The 18,211-nt window shown below is 52.7% G+C and carries 15 protein-coding genes, 1 tRNA gene and 1 other RNA gene; 4 read left to right on the top strand and 13 right to left on the bottom strand.

Annotation, left to right across the window (positions count from 1 at the left end; all coding sequences use genetic code 11):
- The first annotated feature begins 1 nt into the window (after position 1).
- A complete protein-coding gene (gene megL / locus OGV52_RS09925; protein ID WP_003023295.1) occupies positions 2-1,198 on the top strand; it encodes a methionine gamma-lyase in 1,197 nt (398 codons plus the stop codon).
- Positions 1,199-1,315: 117 nt separating this feature from the next.
- Positions 1,316-2,614, top strand: coding sequence for an SLC5/6 family protein (locus tag OGV52_RS09920; protein WP_053388696.1), 1,299 nt, complete (start codon positions 1,316-1,318; stop codon positions 2,612-2,614).
- 33 nt (positions 2,615-2,647) lie between these two features.
- On the opposite strand, the gene OGV52_RS09915 is transcribed toward OGV52_RS09920, so the two are convergent.
- From OGV52_RS09915 to OGV52_RS09860, 12 genes are all read right to left on the bottom strand, one after another.
- Positions 2,648-3,850, bottom strand: coding sequence for a sigma-54 interaction domain-containing protein (locus OGV52_RS09915; RefSeq protein ID WP_016154900.1), 1,203 nt, complete (start codon positions 3,848-3,850; stop codon positions 2,648-2,650).
- Between the two features lie 176 nt (positions 3,851-4,026).
- Positions 4,027-5,031 (bottom strand): dipeptide ABC transporter ATP-binding subunit DppF, encoded by a 1,005-nt coding sequence (dppF, locus tag OGV52_RS09910; RefSeq protein ID WP_003827418.1) that lies wholly within the window; start codon positions 5,029-5,031, stop codon positions 4,027-4,029.
- A complete protein-coding gene (dppD, locus tag OGV52_RS09905) occupies positions 5,028-6,011 on the bottom strand; it encodes a dipeptide ABC transporter ATP-binding protein (protein ID WP_016154901.1) in 984 nt (327 codons plus the stop codon). Before dppD ends, dppF begins: the two co-directional genes overlap by 4 nt.
- A gap of 10 nt (positions 6,012-6,021) precedes the next feature.
- Complete coding sequence (gene dppC / locus OGV52_RS09900) at positions 6,022-6,924, bottom strand: dipeptide ABC transporter permease DppC (RefSeq protein WP_016154902.1); 903 nt, start codon at positions 6,922-6,924, stop codon at positions 6,022-6,024.
- 9 nt (positions 6,925-6,933) lie between these two features.
- Complete coding sequence (dppB, locus tag OGV52_RS09895) at positions 6,934-7,953, bottom strand: dipeptide ABC transporter permease DppB (protein WP_016154903.1); 1,020 nt, start codon at positions 7,951-7,953, stop codon at positions 6,934-6,936.
- 161 nt (positions 7,954-8,114) lie between these two features.
- On the bottom strand, positions 8,115-9,722 hold the full coding sequence (gene dppA / locus OGV52_RS09890) for a dipeptide ABC transporter periplasmic-binding protein DppA (RefSeq protein ID WP_016154904.1): 1,608 nt from the start codon (positions 9,720-9,722) through the stop codon (positions 8,115-8,117).
- Positions 9,637-9,873, bottom strand: a complete 237-nt coding sequence (locus OGV52_RS09885) for a hypothetical protein (RefSeq protein ID WP_137398959.1) — start codon at positions 9,871-9,873, stop codon at positions 9,637-9,639. The genes dppA and OGV52_RS09885 overlap by 86 nt, the downstream gene beginning before the upstream one ends.
- Positions 9,874-10,292: 419 nt before the next feature.
- A non-coding RNA gene (locus tag OGV52_RS09880) (RtT sRNA) lies at positions 10,293-10,425 on the bottom strand.
- Between the two features lie 33 nt (positions 10,426-10,458).
- A tRNA-Pro gene (locus tag OGV52_RS09875) sits at positions 10,459-10,535 on the bottom strand.
- A gap of 91 nt (positions 10,536-10,626) precedes the next feature.
- Positions 10,627-12,321, bottom strand: a complete 1,695-nt coding sequence (gene eptB / locus OGV52_RS09870; RefSeq protein WP_016157716.1) for a kdo(2)-lipid A phosphoethanolamine 7''-transferase — start codon at positions 12,319-12,321, stop codon at positions 10,627-10,629.
- 210 nt (positions 12,322-12,531) lie between these two features.
- Complete coding sequence (locus OGV52_RS09865) at positions 12,532-13,734, bottom strand: L-lactate MFS transporter (protein ID WP_016154906.1); 1,203 nt, start codon at positions 13,732-13,734, stop codon at positions 12,532-12,534.
- Positions 13,735-13,985: 251 nt separating this feature from the next.
- The gene (locus tag OGV52_RS09860; protein ID WP_016157717.1) at positions 13,986-14,687 is read right to left on the bottom strand and encodes an autotransporter outer membrane beta-barrel domain-containing protein; all 702 of its coding nucleotides are present in this window, start codon (positions 14,685-14,687) and stop codon (positions 13,986-13,988) included.
- A 159-nt stretch (positions 14,688-14,846) separates the two neighbouring features.
- Between OGV52_RS09860 and tag the strand changes: the two genes are divergently transcribed.
- Both tag and OGV52_RS09850 read left to right on the top strand, forming a co-directional pair.
- Positions 14,847-15,416: a DNA-3-methyladenine glycosylase I gene (gene tag, locus OGV52_RS09855; protein ID WP_103766982.1), complete on the top strand. Its 570-nt coding sequence runs from the start codon at positions 14,847-14,849 to the stop codon at positions 15,414-15,416.
- Positions 15,406-15,846 (top strand): N-acetyltransferase, encoded by a 441-nt coding sequence (locus OGV52_RS09850; RefSeq protein ID WP_016157718.1) that lies wholly within the window; start codon positions 15,406-15,408, stop codon positions 15,844-15,846. Before tag ends, OGV52_RS09850 begins: the two co-directional genes overlap by 11 nt.
- On the opposite strand, the gene OGV52_RS09845 is transcribed toward OGV52_RS09850, so the two are convergent.
- A complete protein-coding gene (locus OGV52_RS09845) occupies positions 15,815-18,148 on the bottom strand; it encodes a molybdopterin guanine dinucleotide-containing S/N-oxide reductase (protein ID WP_287108439.1) in 2,334 nt (777 codons plus the stop codon). The two genes, OGV52_RS09850 and OGV52_RS09845, sit on opposite strands and share 32 nt — an antisense overlap.
- Positions 18,149-18,211: the final 63 nt, after the last annotated feature.

Below are 18,211 nucleotides of genomic sequence, written 5' to 3'. Positions count from 1 at the left end.
CATGTCTGACTGTCGTACTTACGGATTCAACACCCAGATCGTTCACGCGGGGCAACAACCCGACCCTTCTACTGGCGCGCTCAGTACGCCTATTTTCCAGACTTCAACGTTTGTTTTTGACAGCGCCGAACAAGGTGCCGCCCGCTTTGCGCTCGAGGAGTCCGGGTACATTTACACCCGTTTGGGTAACCCCACCACCGATGCGCTGGAGAAAAAGCTGGCGGTACTGGAAAGAGGTGAAGCCGGGCTGGCAACCGCATCCGGTATTTCTGCCATCACCACCACGCTGCTGACGTTGTGCCAGCAGGGCGACCATATCGTTTCCGCCAGCGCGATTTACGGCTGCACCCACGCGTTTTTGTCGCACAGCATGCCGAAGTTTGGGATTAACGTCAGCTTCGTCGATGCGGCAAAGCCTGAAGAAATCCGCGCCGCCATGCGCCCGGAAACCAAAGTAGTGTATATCGAAACGCCCGCTAACCCGACGCTGTCGCTGGTCGACATTGAAACGGTAGCCGGTATCGCCCATCAACAAGGCGCATTGCTGGTGGTGGATAACACCTTTATGTCACCGTACTGCCAGCAACCTTTACAGTTAGGCGCGGATATTGTGGTGCACAGCGTCACTAAATATATCAACGGTCACGGAGACGTGATTGGCGGCATCATTGTTGGTAAGCAGGAGTTTATTGACCAGGCGCGGTTTGTTGGTCTGAAAGATATCACCGGCGGCTGCATGAGTCCTTTCAACGCGTGGTTGACGCTACGCGGCGTTAAAACACTGGGGATTCGTATGGAACGCCACTGTGAAAACGCATTGAAAATCGCCCGCTTCCTCGAGGGGCATCCATCCATTACCCGCGTTTATTATCCTGGCTTGTCTTCACACCCGCAGTATGAGCTGGGCCAGCGACAGATGAGCCTGCCAGGAGGAATTATCAGCTTCGAAATAGCCGGCGGCCTCGAGGCTGGCAGACGGATGATCAATTCTGTAGAATTGTGCCTCCTCGCGGTCAGTCTCGGTGATACCGAAACCCTCATTCAGCACCCAGCGTCTATGACACATTCGCCCGTTGCGCCAGAGGAACGGCTTAAAGCAGGTATTACCGACGGGCTTATCCGTCTTTCTGTGGGTCTTGAAGATCCAGAAGATATTATTAACGACCTTGAACACGCCATCAGAAAGGCAACATTCTGACCATTATGACCTGAACCGACGCCGATCGGTTCAGGTTGTTGAGAATCAAGGCACAACAGTCTGGTAATACGCGCAATCCTGTTTCGGGGAGAGCGCGTATTTTGGGCAGGGGGTTCTATGCAGGACGACACATTACAACTAAGCAACAATACAGCAACCACCGTACCATTCTCAAAGAAAATACCGTTTACGAAATACGACTTTGGCTGGGTATTACTGTGTATCGGTATGGCAATTGGTGCCGGAACGGTACTGATGCCAGTACAAATAGGCTTAACAGGCATTTGGGTATTTATCGTCGCCTTTATTATTGCCTATCCAGCAACCTATATTGTGCAGGATATTTATTTAAAAACATTATCAGAAAGTGAAACTTGTAATGACTATACCGATATTATCAGTCATTACCTGGGAAAAAACTGGGGTGTATTTCTTGGCGTCATCTATTTTTTGATGATTATTCACGGCATATTTATCTATTCCTTATCCGTGGTTTTTGACAGTGCCTCATATATCAAAACCTTCGGCTTAACCGATGCCGATCTTTCACAATCGATAATCTATAAAGTGGCCATTTTTGCCGTGCTGGTGGCCATTGCTTCCGGGGGAGAAAAGCTGCTGTTTAAAATCTCCGGCCCGATGGTGGTAGTTAAAGTGGGGATCATCATCGTGTTTGGTTTTGCGATGGTTCCGCACTGGAACTTCTCTAATATCAGCGCATTCCCTGAAGCATCGGTCTTCTTTCGCGACGTGCTGCTGACCATCCCGTTCTGCTTCTTCTCGGCGGTGTTTATTCAGGTGTTGAACCCAATGAACATCGCCTACCGCAAGCGGGTAGCGGACCGGGTTCTGGCCACCCGCATGGCAATACGCACGCATCGCATCAGTTACATTACGCTGATTGCGGTCATTCTGTTTTTCTCATTCTCTTTTACCTTTTCTATTAGTCATGAAGAGGCCGTTTCAGCCTTCGAACAAAATATTTCCGCACTGGCGCTGGCAGCGCAAGTCATTCCTGGGCAAATTATTCATATCACCTCAACGGTGCTAAATATCTTCGCCGTATTAACCGCATTCTTTGGTATTTATCTGGGGTTCCACGAGGCGATTAAGGGTATTATCCTTAATGTTCTGAGCCGTATTATTGATGTGGAGAAAATTAATCCCCTGGTGCTTACGCTGGGTATTTGCACCTTTATTGTTATCACCCTGGTGATCTGGGTGTCATTTCGTGTATCGGTACTGGTGTTCTTCCAGTTGGGTAGCCCACTTTACGGGATTGTGTCGTGTATTATTCCGTTTTTCCTGATCTATAAAGTAACGCAGCTGGAAAAACTACGCGGGCTGAAAACCTGGCTAATCCTGTTGTACGGGATCCTGCTGTGCCTGTCGCCATTATTGAAGCTGATTGACTAATCCGTTTACAGCGCCGTCAGTCACTGACGGCGCTTAACTCACGCTCTCCAGTTGATAGCTGCGAATTTTATTCAGTACCGTGGTATGTGACACCCCCAGCGCTTTAGCGATATGCCGCGACGACACATTCTCTTCCACCATCTGTTCAATAAGCTGGCGTTCAGCACACAAAACCTGTTCTTTAAAAGGACGCTCTGTCGGCGTCAGCTCAACAGCAGGCAAATTCACCATCCCTAATTCTTCCCGCGTAATGACATCAGATTCCGCCATCAGCATCAGGCGAATGATGGTATTTTCCAGTTCACGAACGTTTCCCGGCCAGGTGTGATGATGCAGGGCATCAAAGCAGGCTTTATCCAGAATGATCCGTCGCTGGAATTCCTTCGCATATTTCTGCACAAAGTGGCGAATCAATAGGCTGATATCCTGCGGGCGCTCCCGCAGGGGCGGAATGGTCAGTGAAAGTACATTGATGCGGTAATAGAGATCGGCACGCAGCAGACGTTGTTCCACCATCTCTTCCAGATTGGCGTTGGTTGCCACAATAATGCGCACATTGACCGGAATAATTTGCGCCCCGCCAACGCGACGGATCCCGCCATCCTGAAGTACGCGCAGTAATTTAGCCTGTAAGCTCAGCGACATTTCACCAAATTCATCGAGAAAAAGGGTGCCTTTATCGGCCATTTCAAACAGCCCTTTTTTGCCTTTACAATCTGCACCGCTAAAAGCTCCTTTCTCATAGCCAAAGAATTCACTCTCCATCAACGACTCAGGTAGCGCAGAGCAGTTGACCGGAATAAACGGATAAAAACGTCGCTGCCCGGAATTATGGATAGCCCGGGCCAGCAGTTCTTTGCCAGTACCCGTATCGCCGCGGATCAAAACGGTATATTTGCTGTCGGCAATTTTTATCGCCTTTTCGATAAGCGAGTGCATGCTCTGGCTGCTACAAATAATGTCAGAGAAATAGCGCGGGCGTTCCGGCTCAGGCGTTGACAGTTCGCTTATCTCTTCACACAGGTAAGCGACGTTAATAATATCGGCGCGCCGGCCTAAACAGGATTGCACGCAGGAAATATCCTGTAACTGGCGGCACCAGGATTTAATCAGGATCCGTCCAGGCGTGACTTTCATGGAGATGATATTGATATCGCAGCAGGAAAATTCCTTCAGGACATCCTCAACCATCGACAGACGATCAATTGTTTTAATATCCCAGCGTATCGTGACCACATTTGCTCCTGACAGTTAGCAACTGCGAAATAGATATTTCTGTGACGAGAGGAAATCTGACTACATTTTAGACGCTGTGGAATAATGTTCTGCCAGAGGACTCACATTGTGGACGTAAAAACAAAATATAAAAAAACCGGAGCACAAGGCTCCGGTTATCAGGTCATAACCCACGTTTATTGCTGTGGATTTTCATCCTGGTCAACAGCGAAACAGGCCACGAGTTGTCCACCGTAATCCTTCAGCTGCGGCTGAAGCTGGGTACACGGACCAAAACGCCGACGGCAGCGGGCATTGAACGCACAGCCCGGCGGTGGATTCAGCGGGCTTGGCAGCTCACCGGTCAGCTTGATACGCTCGCGGCGATCGTCCGGGTTCAGGCGTGGCGTCGCGGATAGCAGCGCCTGCGTATACGGATGACGCGGATTATTGAAGATCTGATCCTTCGTTCCTTTTTCCACGCAACGGCCTAAATACATCACCATCACCTCATCGGCAATGTGCTCTACCACCGACAGGTCGTGCGAGATAAAGACGTATGACAGCCCCAGTTCCTGCTGCAAATCCATCATCAGGTTCAGCACCTGCGCACGAACAGAAACGTCCAGCGCCGAGACAGGTTCGTCGGCAATCACCACGTCTGGATCAAGCATCAGCCCGCGAGCGATGGCAATACGCTGACGCTGACCGCCGGAGAACATGTGCGGATAGCGGTCGTAGTGCTCGGTTTTCAGCCCCACTTTCGCCATCATCGCCAGCGCTTTTTCACGACGCTCCTCTTTGCTTAGCGTGGAGTTGATCAGCAGCGGCTCTTCCAGAATCTGCCCTACTTTCTTGCGCGGGTTCAGGGAACCGTACGGGTTCTGGAACACAATCTGGATTTTCTGCCGGCGCAGCTTCTGCGCCTGCGGGTCGTGCTTAAGCAGATCCTGCCCCTGGTAATACAGCTCGCCGCCGGTCGGGACTTCAATCATCGTCAGCAGGCGACCAAGGGTGGATTTCCCACAGCCCGACTCGCCTACCACCGCCAGCGTTTTGCCGCGTTCCAGGGTAAAGGAGACGCCGTCCAGCGCTTTCACCAGGCGTTCCGGGGCGAACATCCCCTTCTTCACCGGGTAGTGTTTTTTCAGGTCAATTGCCTGCAACAGTGGCTGTGGCAAAGCGGCCTTTTGCGTACTCATAGCCCAGGCCTCCCGGCATCATCAAGTGGGTAGTGGCATTTCGACTGACGCCCGCCTTCCAGCAGGTTCAGTTCAGGTTCTTCAGCGCGGCATTTGTCGGTCGCATAGGGGCAGCGCGGGTTCAGTAAACAACCGGTCGGGCGGTCATATTTACCTGGCACCACGCCCGGCAACGAAGCCAGACGCGCTTTATCCTGTGCGAACTCCGGCAACGCGCGCAGCAACGCCTGGGTATACGGATGACGCGGCGCGCGGAAAATATCCTGTGCGGCCCCGGCTTCCACTACCTGCCCGGCGTACATCACAATGATCTTGTGCGCCGCTTCAGCCACCAGCGCCAGGTCGTGCGTGATTAAGACCAGCGCCATGTTCTCTTTTTGCTGCAATTCCAGCAGTAGCTCGATGATCTGCGCCTGAATGGTCACATCCAGCGCCGTTGTCGGTTCGTCGGCAATCAACAGCTTTGGACGACAGGCAATCGCCATCGCGATCATCACGCGCTGGCTCATCCCACCAGACAACTGGTGCGGATAGACATCCAGACGCGAGGCCGGATCGGGGATCCCCACCAGCGTCAGCAGGTCAATCGCCCGCTGAATACGCGTTTTTTTGTTGCCGCCCTGGTGCACCTTAATGGCTTCCATAATCTGGTAGCCGACGGTGTAGCACGGGTTAAGGCTGGTCATCGGGTCCTGGAAGATCATCGCCACTTCCGCGCCCACTAACTGGCGACGCTCTTTCTCAGAGATGCGCTTCAGGTCACGACCATTAAACTCCAGATTTTCGGCCATAACGCGACCTGGGTAGTCAATCAGTCCCATGATCGCCAGCGAGCTGACGGACTTACCAGAACCGGATTCCCCTACAATGCCAACCACTTCACCCTGGTTCACGCTGTAACTAATGCGGTCTACGGCACGGAATTCGGACCCCACATCGCCGAAGTGCACCGATAATTTATCTACATTTAATAACGCCATCTCGAACCTCTTACTGCTTCAGTTTGGGATCGAGCGCGTCACGCAGACCGTCACCCATCAGGTTAAATGCCAGCACCGTCAGCAGGATTGCCAGCCCCGGGAAGGTCACGACCCACCAGGCGCTTTGGGCAAATTGCAACACGTCAGAGAGCATGGTGCCCCATTCCGGCGTAGGCGGCTGTGCGCCCATCCCCAGGAAGCCGAGGGCAGCCATATCGAGAATGGCGTTAGAGAAACCAAGCGACGCCTGAACAATCAGCGGCGCAAGGCAGTTAGGAAGAATATTGACGAACATCTGGCGCATCGCACCGGCTCCGGCCACGCGGGATGCGGTAACGTAGTCGCGGTTAACCTCCACCAGGACGGCGGCGCGCGTCAAACGCACATAGTGCGGCAATGCCACGAACGTCAGCGCCAGCGCGGCGTTGCCAATCGAGGGCCCAAATACCGCCACCAGCACCAGCGCCAGTAACAGGCTCGGCAGTGCCAGCATGATATCGACCACACGCATGATGACGTTATCGACAATCCCGCCAAAGTAACCGGCAATCAGCCCGAGAATCACGCCCATCAGCAGGGAGAGCACCACCACCAGACAGCCGACCAACAGAGACAAACGCGCACCGTACATCAGGCGGGACAACACATCGCGGCCCACATCATCAGTACCAAACAGATGCGCCATGGTACCGCCTTCCTGCCACGCAGGAGGAGCCAGCAGCGTATCGCGGAACTGCTCTGCCGGGTTGTACGGCGCGAGGACGTTGGCAAAGACCGCAATCAGGATCATCACGACAACGTACACCAGCCCAACAACCGCACCTTTGTTGCGTTTAAAATAGTGCCAGAACTCCTGCAGCGGGGTCATGGGCACCGGTGCAGCAATAACTTTATTTTCAGTAACCTGTGACATGATGGCCCCTTACTTCCTATGCCGAATACGCGGGTTCACCACGCCGTACAGCAGGTCTACCAGCAGGTTGACGAGGATAATCATCGTCGCGACCAGCAGTACCCCGCCCTGTACCACTGGATAATCACGGCGTTGTAGCGCATCGATCAACCAGCGTCCCAGTCCCGGCCACGAGAAAATAGTCTCGGTCAGGATCGCCCCAGCCAATAACGTACCGACCTGCAGGCCGATAACGGTCACAACGGGCAGCATCGCGTTACGCAGAGCGTGAATGATGATGACGCGCATACGGGTCAGGCCTTTGGCGCGTGCGGTACGAATGTAATCTTCACCCAGTACTTCCAGCATTGATGAACGAGTCATACGCACAATTACCGCCAGAGGAATGGTGCCAAGCACCATTGCCGGCAGGATCATATGCGCCAGCGCATCGATAAAGTTGCCCTCTTCACCCCAAATGGCGGTGTCAATCAGCATAAAACCGGTCAGGGGATTGGAATCATCAAGGAACACCATGTCGCTCACCCGACCGGAAACCGGCGTCAGGTTCCACTGCACGGAAACCAGCATGATCAGCATCATGCCCCACCAGAAAATCGGCATGGAGTAACCGGTCAGCGCCAGGCCAACGGCAGTGTGATCGAAAATGGAGCCGCGCTTAACGGCAGCAAGTACTCCCACCGGAATACCCACCGCAACGGCGAAAATCATCGCGCAGACGCCAAGTTCCAGCGTTGCTTTAAAGCGAGGAACGAACTCTTCCCACACCGGTAATCGGCTTTTCAGCGAGATACCTAAATCACCATGCATAACCCCCCAGATATAATGGAGGTACTGCTGCCACATCGGTTTATCCAGACCGAGTTCAGCCAACAGTTGAGCATGACGCTCAGGGGAAATTCCACGCTCACCCGCCATGATCATTACCGGATCGCCGGGGATCATATGAACGAAAGCAAAGGTGAGAAGAGTGATACCGATAAACGTGGGGATGACGAGTCCCAAACGTCGGAGAATGAACTGCAACATAACCCGGATTCTCTCTAATGACGCACGGCCTGGAACCGTGAATCTGTATTGCTCACAAATCTTATCTCCCCCTCCAGCGAGAGGGAGATAAAGCATTACTGTCAGGTGGCGCTACGGTGACCCGACTTAACGGTCCGTAGCACTGCCTGGCTTGCTTTTAATTATTCGACAGAGACGTTTTCGAAGTGATGTTTGCCTAATGGATCAACCACATAGCCTTTCACTTCTTTACGCACTGGTTCATACACGGTGGAGTGAGCAACAATCAGAGCCGGGGCCTGATCGTGCATAACAACCTGAGCTTGCTTGTACAGTTCAATACGTTTGTTGTGATCGTCGGTCGCACGCGCCGGCTGGATCAGATCTTCAAACGGCTTGTAGCACCAGCGAGAGTAGTTGGAACCGTCTTTCGCTGCCGCACAGCTGAACAGGGTGGCGAAGAAGTTGTCCGGATCCCCATTGTCACCGGTCCAACCCATCATCACCGCCTGATGCTCACCCGCTTTGGCGCGTTTCAGATATTCACCCCACTCGTAGGTCACAATCTTGGCCTGAACGCCAATTTTCGCCCAGTCAGCCTGAACCATTTCCGCCATACGGCGGGCGTTCGGGTTGTAAGGACGCTGTACCGGCATGGCCCACAGCTCAACGGTGAAGCCTTTATCCTGACCCGCTTCCTTCAGCAGCGCTTTAGCCTTTTCAGGATCGTAGGTGTAGTCTTTAACGTCGTCGTTATAGCCCCACATGGTCGGTGGGATCAGGTTTTTCGCGGCAACGCCAGCGCCCTGATATACCGCTTTAATGATGGCTTCTTTGTTCACCGCGTAGGTCAGCGCCTGACGGACTTTCACGTCATCAAACGGTTTCTTCTCGGTATTGAAAGAAAGGTAGCCAACGTTCAGACCGGCCTGCTCCATCAGGTTAATGTTTTTATCCTGCTTCATGCGCGCGATATCTGCCGGGTTCGGGTACGGCATCACCTGGCACTCGTTCTTCTGCAGTTTGGCGTAACGCACGGAAGCGTCAGGCGTAATGGAGAAGACCAGACGGTCAATCTGTGGCTTGGTGCCCCAGTAACCTTCGAATGCTTTATACAGAATACGGGAGTCTTTCTGGTACTGCTGCAGCTGGAACGGACCGGTCCCAATTGGGTTCAGATCCACTTTCTCCGGGGAACCGGCTTTCAGCATGTTGTCTGCATATTCTTTGGAAAGAATAGAAGCGAAGTCCATCGCCAGATCAGCCAGGAAAGGCGCTTCCGGGCGAGTCAGCACGAACTGAACGGTTTTATCGTCCACTTTTTTCACTTCGGAGATCAGATCTGGCAGGCCCATCCCTTCGAAGTATTCATAGCTACCGCCAGAGACTTTGTGGTACGGGTTCTGGGCATTTTTCTGACGATCGAAAGAGAACACCACGTCATCGGCGTTTAAATCGCGCGTCGGTTTGAAATCTTTGTTGTCCTGCCACTTCACGCCCTGGCGCAGGTGGAAGGTATAGGTTTTACCGTCTTCGCTGATTTCCCACTTCTCAGCAAGGCCCGGGATCACTTCAGTTGTACCGGTTTTGAACTCGACCAGGCGGTTATAGATCGGTACGGAGCTGGCATCATAGGTCGTGCCAGAGGTGAAAAGCTGTGGGTTAAAGCCTTCAGGAGATCCTTCTGAACAATAAACCAGAGTTTTAGCCTGTACGCTTGCGGCGCAGGTCATAGCCACCAGGCTCAGACCAAGCTTCAGCATCCCTGACTTCTTCAAGGAAATACTCATTCTTCTGCTCCAAATGTGATGTTTGTTGTTTTACCCTTTGCAGTGGGTTTGCACCGCCTGGCCTTTTTTGTTTTTTACCCGGCCGGGTCGGCGTTAAGAGGATAGGGATTCCGTTCACATAAGCGACTGAGTTGCAGTGCGGATTCTCCATGAAATGCCCCTCATGCCCTACAATCTGTCAACAGAATGTGAAAACGTCAATACAGGTAACCGTGATTTACACCAACGGTGAGAATTCGCAAACAAAGATTAAAAAAAGTGCAGAAGGACATTTTCAGCAGGGAAATTTGTGCTACGCGCACTATGCCAGAATAAACATCTTAATATTTCGCAACATTTGGTGATTAACATTTATGCAAATTATTAAAACTTTCTAAATTAATGCTGCATATCTGAGCGATTAATGCCATGAACGCTAAAGCGCACAGCGGAAAATGCCAGGTTCAGCCATAAGTAGCGCAAAAAAAGTTTCAAGCAAATATAAAAAAAGGCAATGGAATATGTCACAGAATCGTTAACAGTCAGTGGGAAGTGGTGCACAATTTTTGCAGATAAAAGGAAGGTCAATTTTGGTCGGTGATAGAGGATTACTCGCCACTGACGTGGCTCGCCCTACGGGCCGTTGCTAACGCAACGTTCTCTCGCTGCGCTCGAGTCGAACCTCTTCCCCCGGAGGTTCTCATCCTCGTGGGTTTCAAATGCAAAAAACCCTGCTCGTTGAGCAGGGTTTTGAATTTGGTCGGTGATAGAGGATTCGAACCTCCGACCCCTTCGTCCCGAACGAAGTGCGCTACCAGGCTGCGCCAATCACCGAATGCGGGGCGCATCTTACTGCTCAGCCGCGCCCCCGTCAATCCCTTAGTATCAAAATGCCATTTGATCGGCGAGAAAGTCAGCAGCCCAATTACTGAGCCGTAACCTTCTTCGCGTCCGGGATACGGCACCAGTTGTTATTCTCGTTAATACCGCCATTTGGCGAGGTATAACCGAGGCAACCCAAAATAGTGTCGTACAGTTCCACATGACGACGCGGCACCTTCATATCCGCTTCTTGCTTCAGGTGTGCAAACGCCTTCGCATGGTCTGGGTCTTCCAGATATTTGTCTGACATCCACACCAGCATTGGAACGCGGAACTGCTCTGGCGGAGCCATTTTACGCGGCGTACCGTGCAGATGCTCACGCTCGTTAATCGACTCACCGTGATCGGCGGCGTAGAACACTATCGCTTTCTTATCCCGCAGTTGATCAAACACTTTGGTAATAAAGTGATCAACATAGGTTACCGAGTTATCAAAAGAGTTAATCATCTCGGCTTTCGAGCAACCGCTATCCACATTGACACACTCCGGCTTCCACTGCGCATATTCGCGGGTGTAGCGCTGCGTGTAGTTAAAATGCGAACCTTTGGTATGCAGAATAATCAGACGTTTGCCATCATCATCCGTCGGTTGCAGAGACTGCTGCATTTCGGTAATCAACAGCATATCGTCAACGTTCTTGCCACGGTTACGCGGCTCTGCGCCAATCTGCTCTCGGTAAGCGATGTTCTCCGCCATGGTATTGCTGTAGAACCACATCTCGCTTTGCATCGCGTAGAGGTCTGTCTTGAACCCTAACTGACCGAGCACGGAAAAGACGTTTTGTTCTTTCAGGGTACGCTGCGGGTTTTCTTCCGCCCCACCTTCACGCACAAACATACAGCGCAGCGAAAGTTTGGTCGCCGTGTCACAGGAATATCCACGGAACGCGGCCAGGTTTTTCTCCTGGGCGAGCCTTGGCGTGGTATTTCGCTCATAGCCAAAAATCCCCATATGGTCCCAGCGGGTGGTTTCGCCGATAATAAAGACCACATAGGTGTCGTCGAGGTTCTTGGGCTCAACATAGGTAAATTTCTTCGCCGGGTTCATCAGCGATTTGTTGTCTGAGGATTCATCCACCTGTGCCCAGGCGTACAAACCCAGCGCAGAGAGCCAGTTTGACGGCAAGTAAGAGTTCGCCACAACCCCGCCATAGCTGGGTAAATCGATACCTGTTTCTCGCTCTACGCTTCTCTGTTGCATGCTCAGCAGGCGAATCGGCGCCCATACCATCAGGCCGGCCAGTAAAACTACCGCTACGCTACGCCACCTCATGCCCGGCGTACGAATTTGTCTCATCAACGTGTAGCGGCAGCGGTTACTCCAAATCAGCACCAAGGGAATAATACTGACCGAAACCAGCCACACGATGAAATGCCAGCCGACGACTTCTTTCGATAAATCAATATCAGTGGTCATTACGGAGGCGATAATACCGTAACCAATTACCACGTTCAGGAAGGTCATATAATAACTGGCGCCGGCAGAACACAGCACCAAACAGGTTGCCAGGACACGCCAGGCGCGGCGGCCAAACAAAGAGAGAAGGCGTAGTAAAAAGAAGGTCACCAGCACAGTGCCGGCCAATTCAACAACCGCGGAGAGTCCTTTCCAGACGGTAAAATCGTGCGCATATCCGCTAAAGCGACGGAAAAATACAGCACAGTTCATAAACAAACCGATATAGATTGCCAGCAAGAAACTGAGTTTCTGCTGCGTCATCGACTTAATGTATCTCATGCAAACAAACCCTGGAAATCGGGATAAAAAACCCTGAGCAGCGATCAATCAGACCTGACAGAGGAAAAATGCGACAACAGCAGAAGTGAAATGTCTACGGGCGCGGGTAAGTAGACCACAGGAGGGAGCAAAAGTGCTTATAGAGAATGAAAATGGCGCATAAATTTTTGTAAATATATGCGCCAGGTATTAATCATACTACTAATAGATTTAGGCGTGCGCCTCGGTATAGACGCTACGTTGTGGCTGACGAATAGTGGTAGAAAGCGCCAGCGAAATGATTAACAGCGCAAAGATAACGCAGAAGGTCACATAGAACCCGCCAAACAGCGAGGCGATAATGGAACCGCAAATGCTACCGATACCGAAGCCCAGGTAAATAACACCGTAGTTTTTAGCCAGGTTATTCAGACCGAAGAACTCGCTGACCAGTGACGGGAATACGGTGATGGTGCCGCCAAAGTTAAATGCGACACAGGCAATTGCCATAAAGAAGGTTACGTCATTCAGCGGCGCGAACAACAGTGCAGCCATACCGACCAGCGAAACGACCTGACCAATGGTGATCACGCGAATACGGGAGATTTTATCGGACAGAATCCCCAGCACCAGACGACCCGACAGGTTCGCGATAGAAATGACGGTAACCGCATTCGCCGCCGTCGCCACATCCATATGCGCCAGGCTTTGTGCGATATCTTTCGCCACGCCAATGACGTACAGACCGCTCATACACGCCGTCAGGAACATGACTGCCAGCATCCAGTACTGCGGTTTGCGCATGGACTGCGCCAGGGTGTAGTCGTTCTCAACCACGCCATTCTTCGCTTTCACTTCCTGATTCGGCGCATCTTTCATCAGCGTGGAGCCAAAGACGATCATCACCAGTACGATCGCGCCCCAAATCATGAAGGTTTTTTCCAGGCCCACGGTGCTCAGCAGTTGGCTGTCGATAAATTTAAAACCGAGGCTGCCAAGGCCATAAGAACCGATGGCAAAGGCGGAAATCAGCCCTTTACGCTCAGGGAACCATTTTACGCAGTTGGAAAGCGTTAACAGGTAACCTGCGCCATCCGCCAGACCAACCAGCACACCAGCGCTCAGCCACAGCATAATCAGGCTGTTGGAATGGGCGGTTAAGAAGAAACCGACGCCGAGTAAAATACCGGAGGCCATGGTGACGCGTTTCACGCCAAAACGTTCCTGCAGCTTGCCGGCAACGGAAGAGGAAATCGCCAGCCCGAGGCTCAGCAGGCCAAAAGAAAATGCCACCTGACTGACCGGCGCATCGAGCTTAGAAGAGAGCGCGCCATTAAACAGGCTCCAGGTATAAACAGAACCTAAAGCAAATTGGGTAATAATCGTGCCGATCAGTGTTAGCCAGCGAGTACGCTGATAGTCAGAAGTTTTCATGGCAGTCTTCCTGCATAAGCAAAATGGGAAATTCTCTGCCAACAACCATACCGAAGCGCTTTTATGGCCAGGAGAAAACGGCATGAAATGCCGCCAGGACGGAATGAAATGCCTGGAATGCGGAATGAATGACGAGACAAAAAGTCGGGTTACTGAATTTTATCGTAAGAGTTAGTACACGCTATCGCTGAGGGGCGTGTGATTGCTGCTCTCAATATGTAACGGAGATGTTTAGCTGATGATTTTTTGCGTTAAAATTTGGCACTCACTCCCATGGTGTACATATAGTCGCTGTTATTGGCGCTATTTTCCGCCTGCGAAAGCGCCGCGTAAGCCGCCATGTGCCGGTTCAACAGCATATCTGCGCCAACGGTAACATCCAGCCAGTTACCGTCTTGACCCGCCGCCGTCATGCGACTGAGGCCCGACTGCGCTTTCCAGATATTCTCGCCAAACTGCTGGTTATAGCTGATTTGCGCCCACGGTCGCACATCACCGAACTGAGAATTGACTCGCCAGCCTAACGTGCTGACGCTGGCATGCCACAGCGGATCGTTCTGCGTTACCGACGTCACGCTATCGCCAAATTCGTTGTAAGTAGACGTGGTCGAACCGTCATAATGCAGCGCGGCCACCGGACCGGTCATCACCTGCCTTGAAAGCGGAAAGTTCCAGCCCATACTCATGCCGCTGGTCGCATCCATAGGCGTTTCATCCGCCAGATTCACCACGGGACCCGCCACGTTTTGAGTGGAGCGAATACGTTCTTCCAGAATGTCGTTATAACGTGGTTGGTGATCGCTGTCCCATGTATAACGTTCAGCCGTATGCCCTGACATCGCATCAACGATATATTCTTGTTGCCAGCCATATGCTGTATTGATGAACAGCGCACAAACTACGACGCTCGCCAGAGTTAACCTTTGGCGACCACTACTGTTTCTTATAATCATCAACGCGACTCCAGAAAAGAGCCGAATTCGGCGATATTATTGTCATTGTGTGAAGGATATCGGGCCCATCAGGCCCTGTATTAAATATTGTCTTTTTAGCTGGCGCGTCAAGGCGGGCCGAATGAAATTTTTACGCCAGTAAAAACAGCGAGGAAGAATATGCAGCGTTGCGGATGGGTCAGCCAGGACCCACTTTACATTGCCTACCACGACAAGGAATGGGGCGTCCCCGAAACAGATGGCAACAAGCTGTTCGAAATGATCTGTCTGGAAGGCCAACAGGCCGGTTTATCATGGATCACCGTGCTAAAGAAACGAGAAAATTATCGCCACGCCTTCCACTATTTTGACCCGGAAAAAGTGGCGGCCATGACCGAAGAAGATGTGGAAAGACTGGTACTGGATGCCGGCATTATTCGCCATCGAGGAAAAATTCAGGCCATTATCGGCAACGCTCGCGCCTTTCTGACCATGGCGCAAAACGGAGAATCGTTTAGCGAGTTCGTCTGGTCATTTGTTGATAACCAACCGCAACTGACCCGCGCCGCCAACCTGAGTGATATCCCCACCTCTACACCGGCGTCAGATGCACTGTCTAAAGCGTTAAAAAAACGCGGATTTAAGTTTGTCGGCACCACCATCTGTTACTCCTTTATGCAGGCATGCGGCCTGGTCAACGACCATGTCACCAGCTGTATCTGTTACCCGGGAGAACAACATGATTCGTGAATCAAAGGCTGACGATCTACCGTCGATTCTGGCGCTGTGGATGGAAAGCACGATCCATGCCCATCCGTTTATCGAAGAACGCTACTGGCGCGAAAGTGAATCCATCGTGCGGGATGTTTACCTGCCAGCCGCACAAACCTGGGTATGGGAAGAAGAAGGGGTGCTCAAAGGCTTTGCCAGCGTCATTGACGACCGTTTTCTCGGCGCGCTGTTCGTCGCGCCTGCCGCCATCAGAAGCGGGATCGGCAAAGCGCTGGTGCAGCATGTGCAGCAGCGCTTTTCGTTACTCAGCCTCGAGGTCTACCAGAAGAATCAATCAGCGGTGAACTTCTACCATGCGCTGGGTTTTCGCATTGAAGATGGCGCATGGCAGGAAGAGACTCACCATCCCACGTGGATTATGGGTTGGCAGGCGGATCAAACGCCGTAAGCGTCAACGTTGGTCCGCTGTATTTTTCGAGCCACGCCAGCGCAGTGTTGCCCGCGCAGCCATTCCCCAGCTTCGAGCTGGGGAGATCTTTGGTCAGCACGTTGACGGCGCCATTTTTACAAATACCGTTGGCGGCGAGATCCAAATCAGGCCAGGCGCCCTCATGAATACAGATGACACCGGGTTTAATTCCCGTCGTCACGACCGCTCCCGCCAGAACGTGCCCACGCTGGTTCCACACCCTGACCGTGTCGCCATCCGCAATACCGCGCGCTTTGGCATCCTGCGGATGAATCGTGACGGGCTCACGATCCGCTACCGCATATTGTTCGCGCAACGCGCTGTAATTTAGCTGACTGTGCAAACGGTGCGCCGGATGGGCGGAAAGCAGCTGTAACTGGCCCGGCTCGGCGTTACCGAACCACTCATCCGGCTCCAGCCACATCGGATGCCCCGCACAGTCCGCGTAACCGTAACCGGCAATCCTCGCGGAGTAGATTTCAATTTTACCGCTGTCCGTTTTCAGCGGATGCGCCTGTGGGTTGCGGCGAAAATCCGCGAAACGGATAAACTCCGCGCTGTCGGCGTTTTCTGGCATTTCGATCAGCGCATTCCGCTGCCAAAACTCGGTGAATGGCGGCAACGTCACCTGCTGGCTAGCCCCACGCTGCCCGGCAATGTTGTAAAAAGTCTCCAGCCATTCCAGCTCGCTTTTGCCTTCGGTAAATCGCTCATACCCGCCCTTCTCCCAGCGTTCACTCAGCTCGGCAAAGACATCAAAATCATTTCGCGCTTCATCCTGCGGCGATACAACCTGCTTCATCGGCACCAGATGCTGGTTGCTGTAATCGCCGGTCATGGTCAAATCATTACGCTCAAAAGACGTCGTCGCCGGTAGCACGATATCGGCATGCTTCGCTGCGGCTGTCCAGAAACACTCCGAGATAACCACCAGCTCCGGTTTTTGCCAGGCGCGGATCAGGCGGTTGGTGTCCTGATGATGGGTGAAGTTGGCGCCGCCTGCCCACCACAGCATACGGATGTCCGGGAAATGGCGGTCCATACCGTTGTGCTGATAAAAACCACCGGGGTTCTCCAGCGCTTCAACAATTCGCGCCACCGGGATTTTATCTACCGCGTCGGTGCCGTTTTTAACGCTGCCCTGCATTGAAGCCAGCACCGCAGCACGGCGCGTTGGGTTGCCGCCGTTGGCAAAATGGTACGACAGCCCAAAGCCGCCGCCAGGCGTCCCGATTTGCCCGAGCATGGCAGCCAGCGTGACAATCATCCAGTGTTTCTGCTCGCCATACTGCTGGCGTTGCATACCCCACCCCGCCATCAGCATGGTGGTGTTTTGGTGAAATATCGCCGCAAGTTCACGTATTTTCGCCGCCGGAACACCACAAATTCCCGCAGCCCATTCTGCCGTTTTTGCAACATCGTCAGATTTGCCCAGCAGATAGTCGGCAAAACGGTCATATCCGGTCGTACAACGGGCAAGAAAGTCCGCGTCGTGCCAGCCGTTTTCCACCAGCGTATGCGCGATACCCAGCATCAGCGCCACGTCGGTCCCCATATGCGGAGCGATCCATTCCATCTTCTCGCCAAAGAAATCGACGCTTTCCGATCGCATCGGATCGATACAGATCAACCGCTTCCCGCTGCCACGCAGTGCTTCAAAGTAAGCGAGGCCCTGCTCGTCGGAGGCGTTCCAGGCAATTTTCAGGGTATTCAGCGGATTGGCGCTCCATAACACCACCACTTCGCTATTCTCCAGCACCACCGGCCAACTGGTCTGCTGCTGGTAAACTTCGTTACCGCCCACCACGTACGGCATGATGGCCTGCGCAGCGCCCGTCGAGTAATCCCCCAGATGCCCGGTATAACCACCCGCCAGCGCCATATAACGCTGTAACAGGGTTGCGGCTTTGTGTAACACGCCGTTGGAACGCCAGCCGTAGGAACCGGCAAAAATCGAGGCCGGCCCGTAGCTGTCACGGATGCGTTTATGCTGCGTATGGATAAGATTCAGCGCGTCGTCCCAACTGACACGAACAAATTCATCTTGCCCGCGCACCCCCTGCGGATCCTCCGGCGAGGCGAGAAAGCCTTTACGCACCATGGGAAAACGTACCCGCGTTTTACTGTGTACCTGGTCGCGCACCACGGTTTGCAAAGAGTTGGGATGGGCGGTGGGCAGCGCGCCGCGAGAGGAGAAAACCGTCTCGCCATCGGTTTCGACGAGAATAGGTCCCCAGTGGGCGGCGGTTAGCACCGAGTAATGTGCGGGTGAATTAGCCAAGATGGCGCTCCTGAATGCGATGTGACGGCTTATTTATTATGCCGTTCAATGTTACTTACAAAT

The sequence above is a fragment of the Citrobacter sp. Cb041 genome (assembly GCF_030336655.1).
GTDB classification, from domain to species: domain Bacteria; phylum Pseudomonadota; class Gammaproteobacteria; order Enterobacterales; family Enterobacteriaceae; genus Citrobacter; species Citrobacter braakii.
The sequence above is the reverse complement of the archived record's forward strand: the minus strand, read 5'-3'. Positions and strand labels throughout refer to the sequence as shown.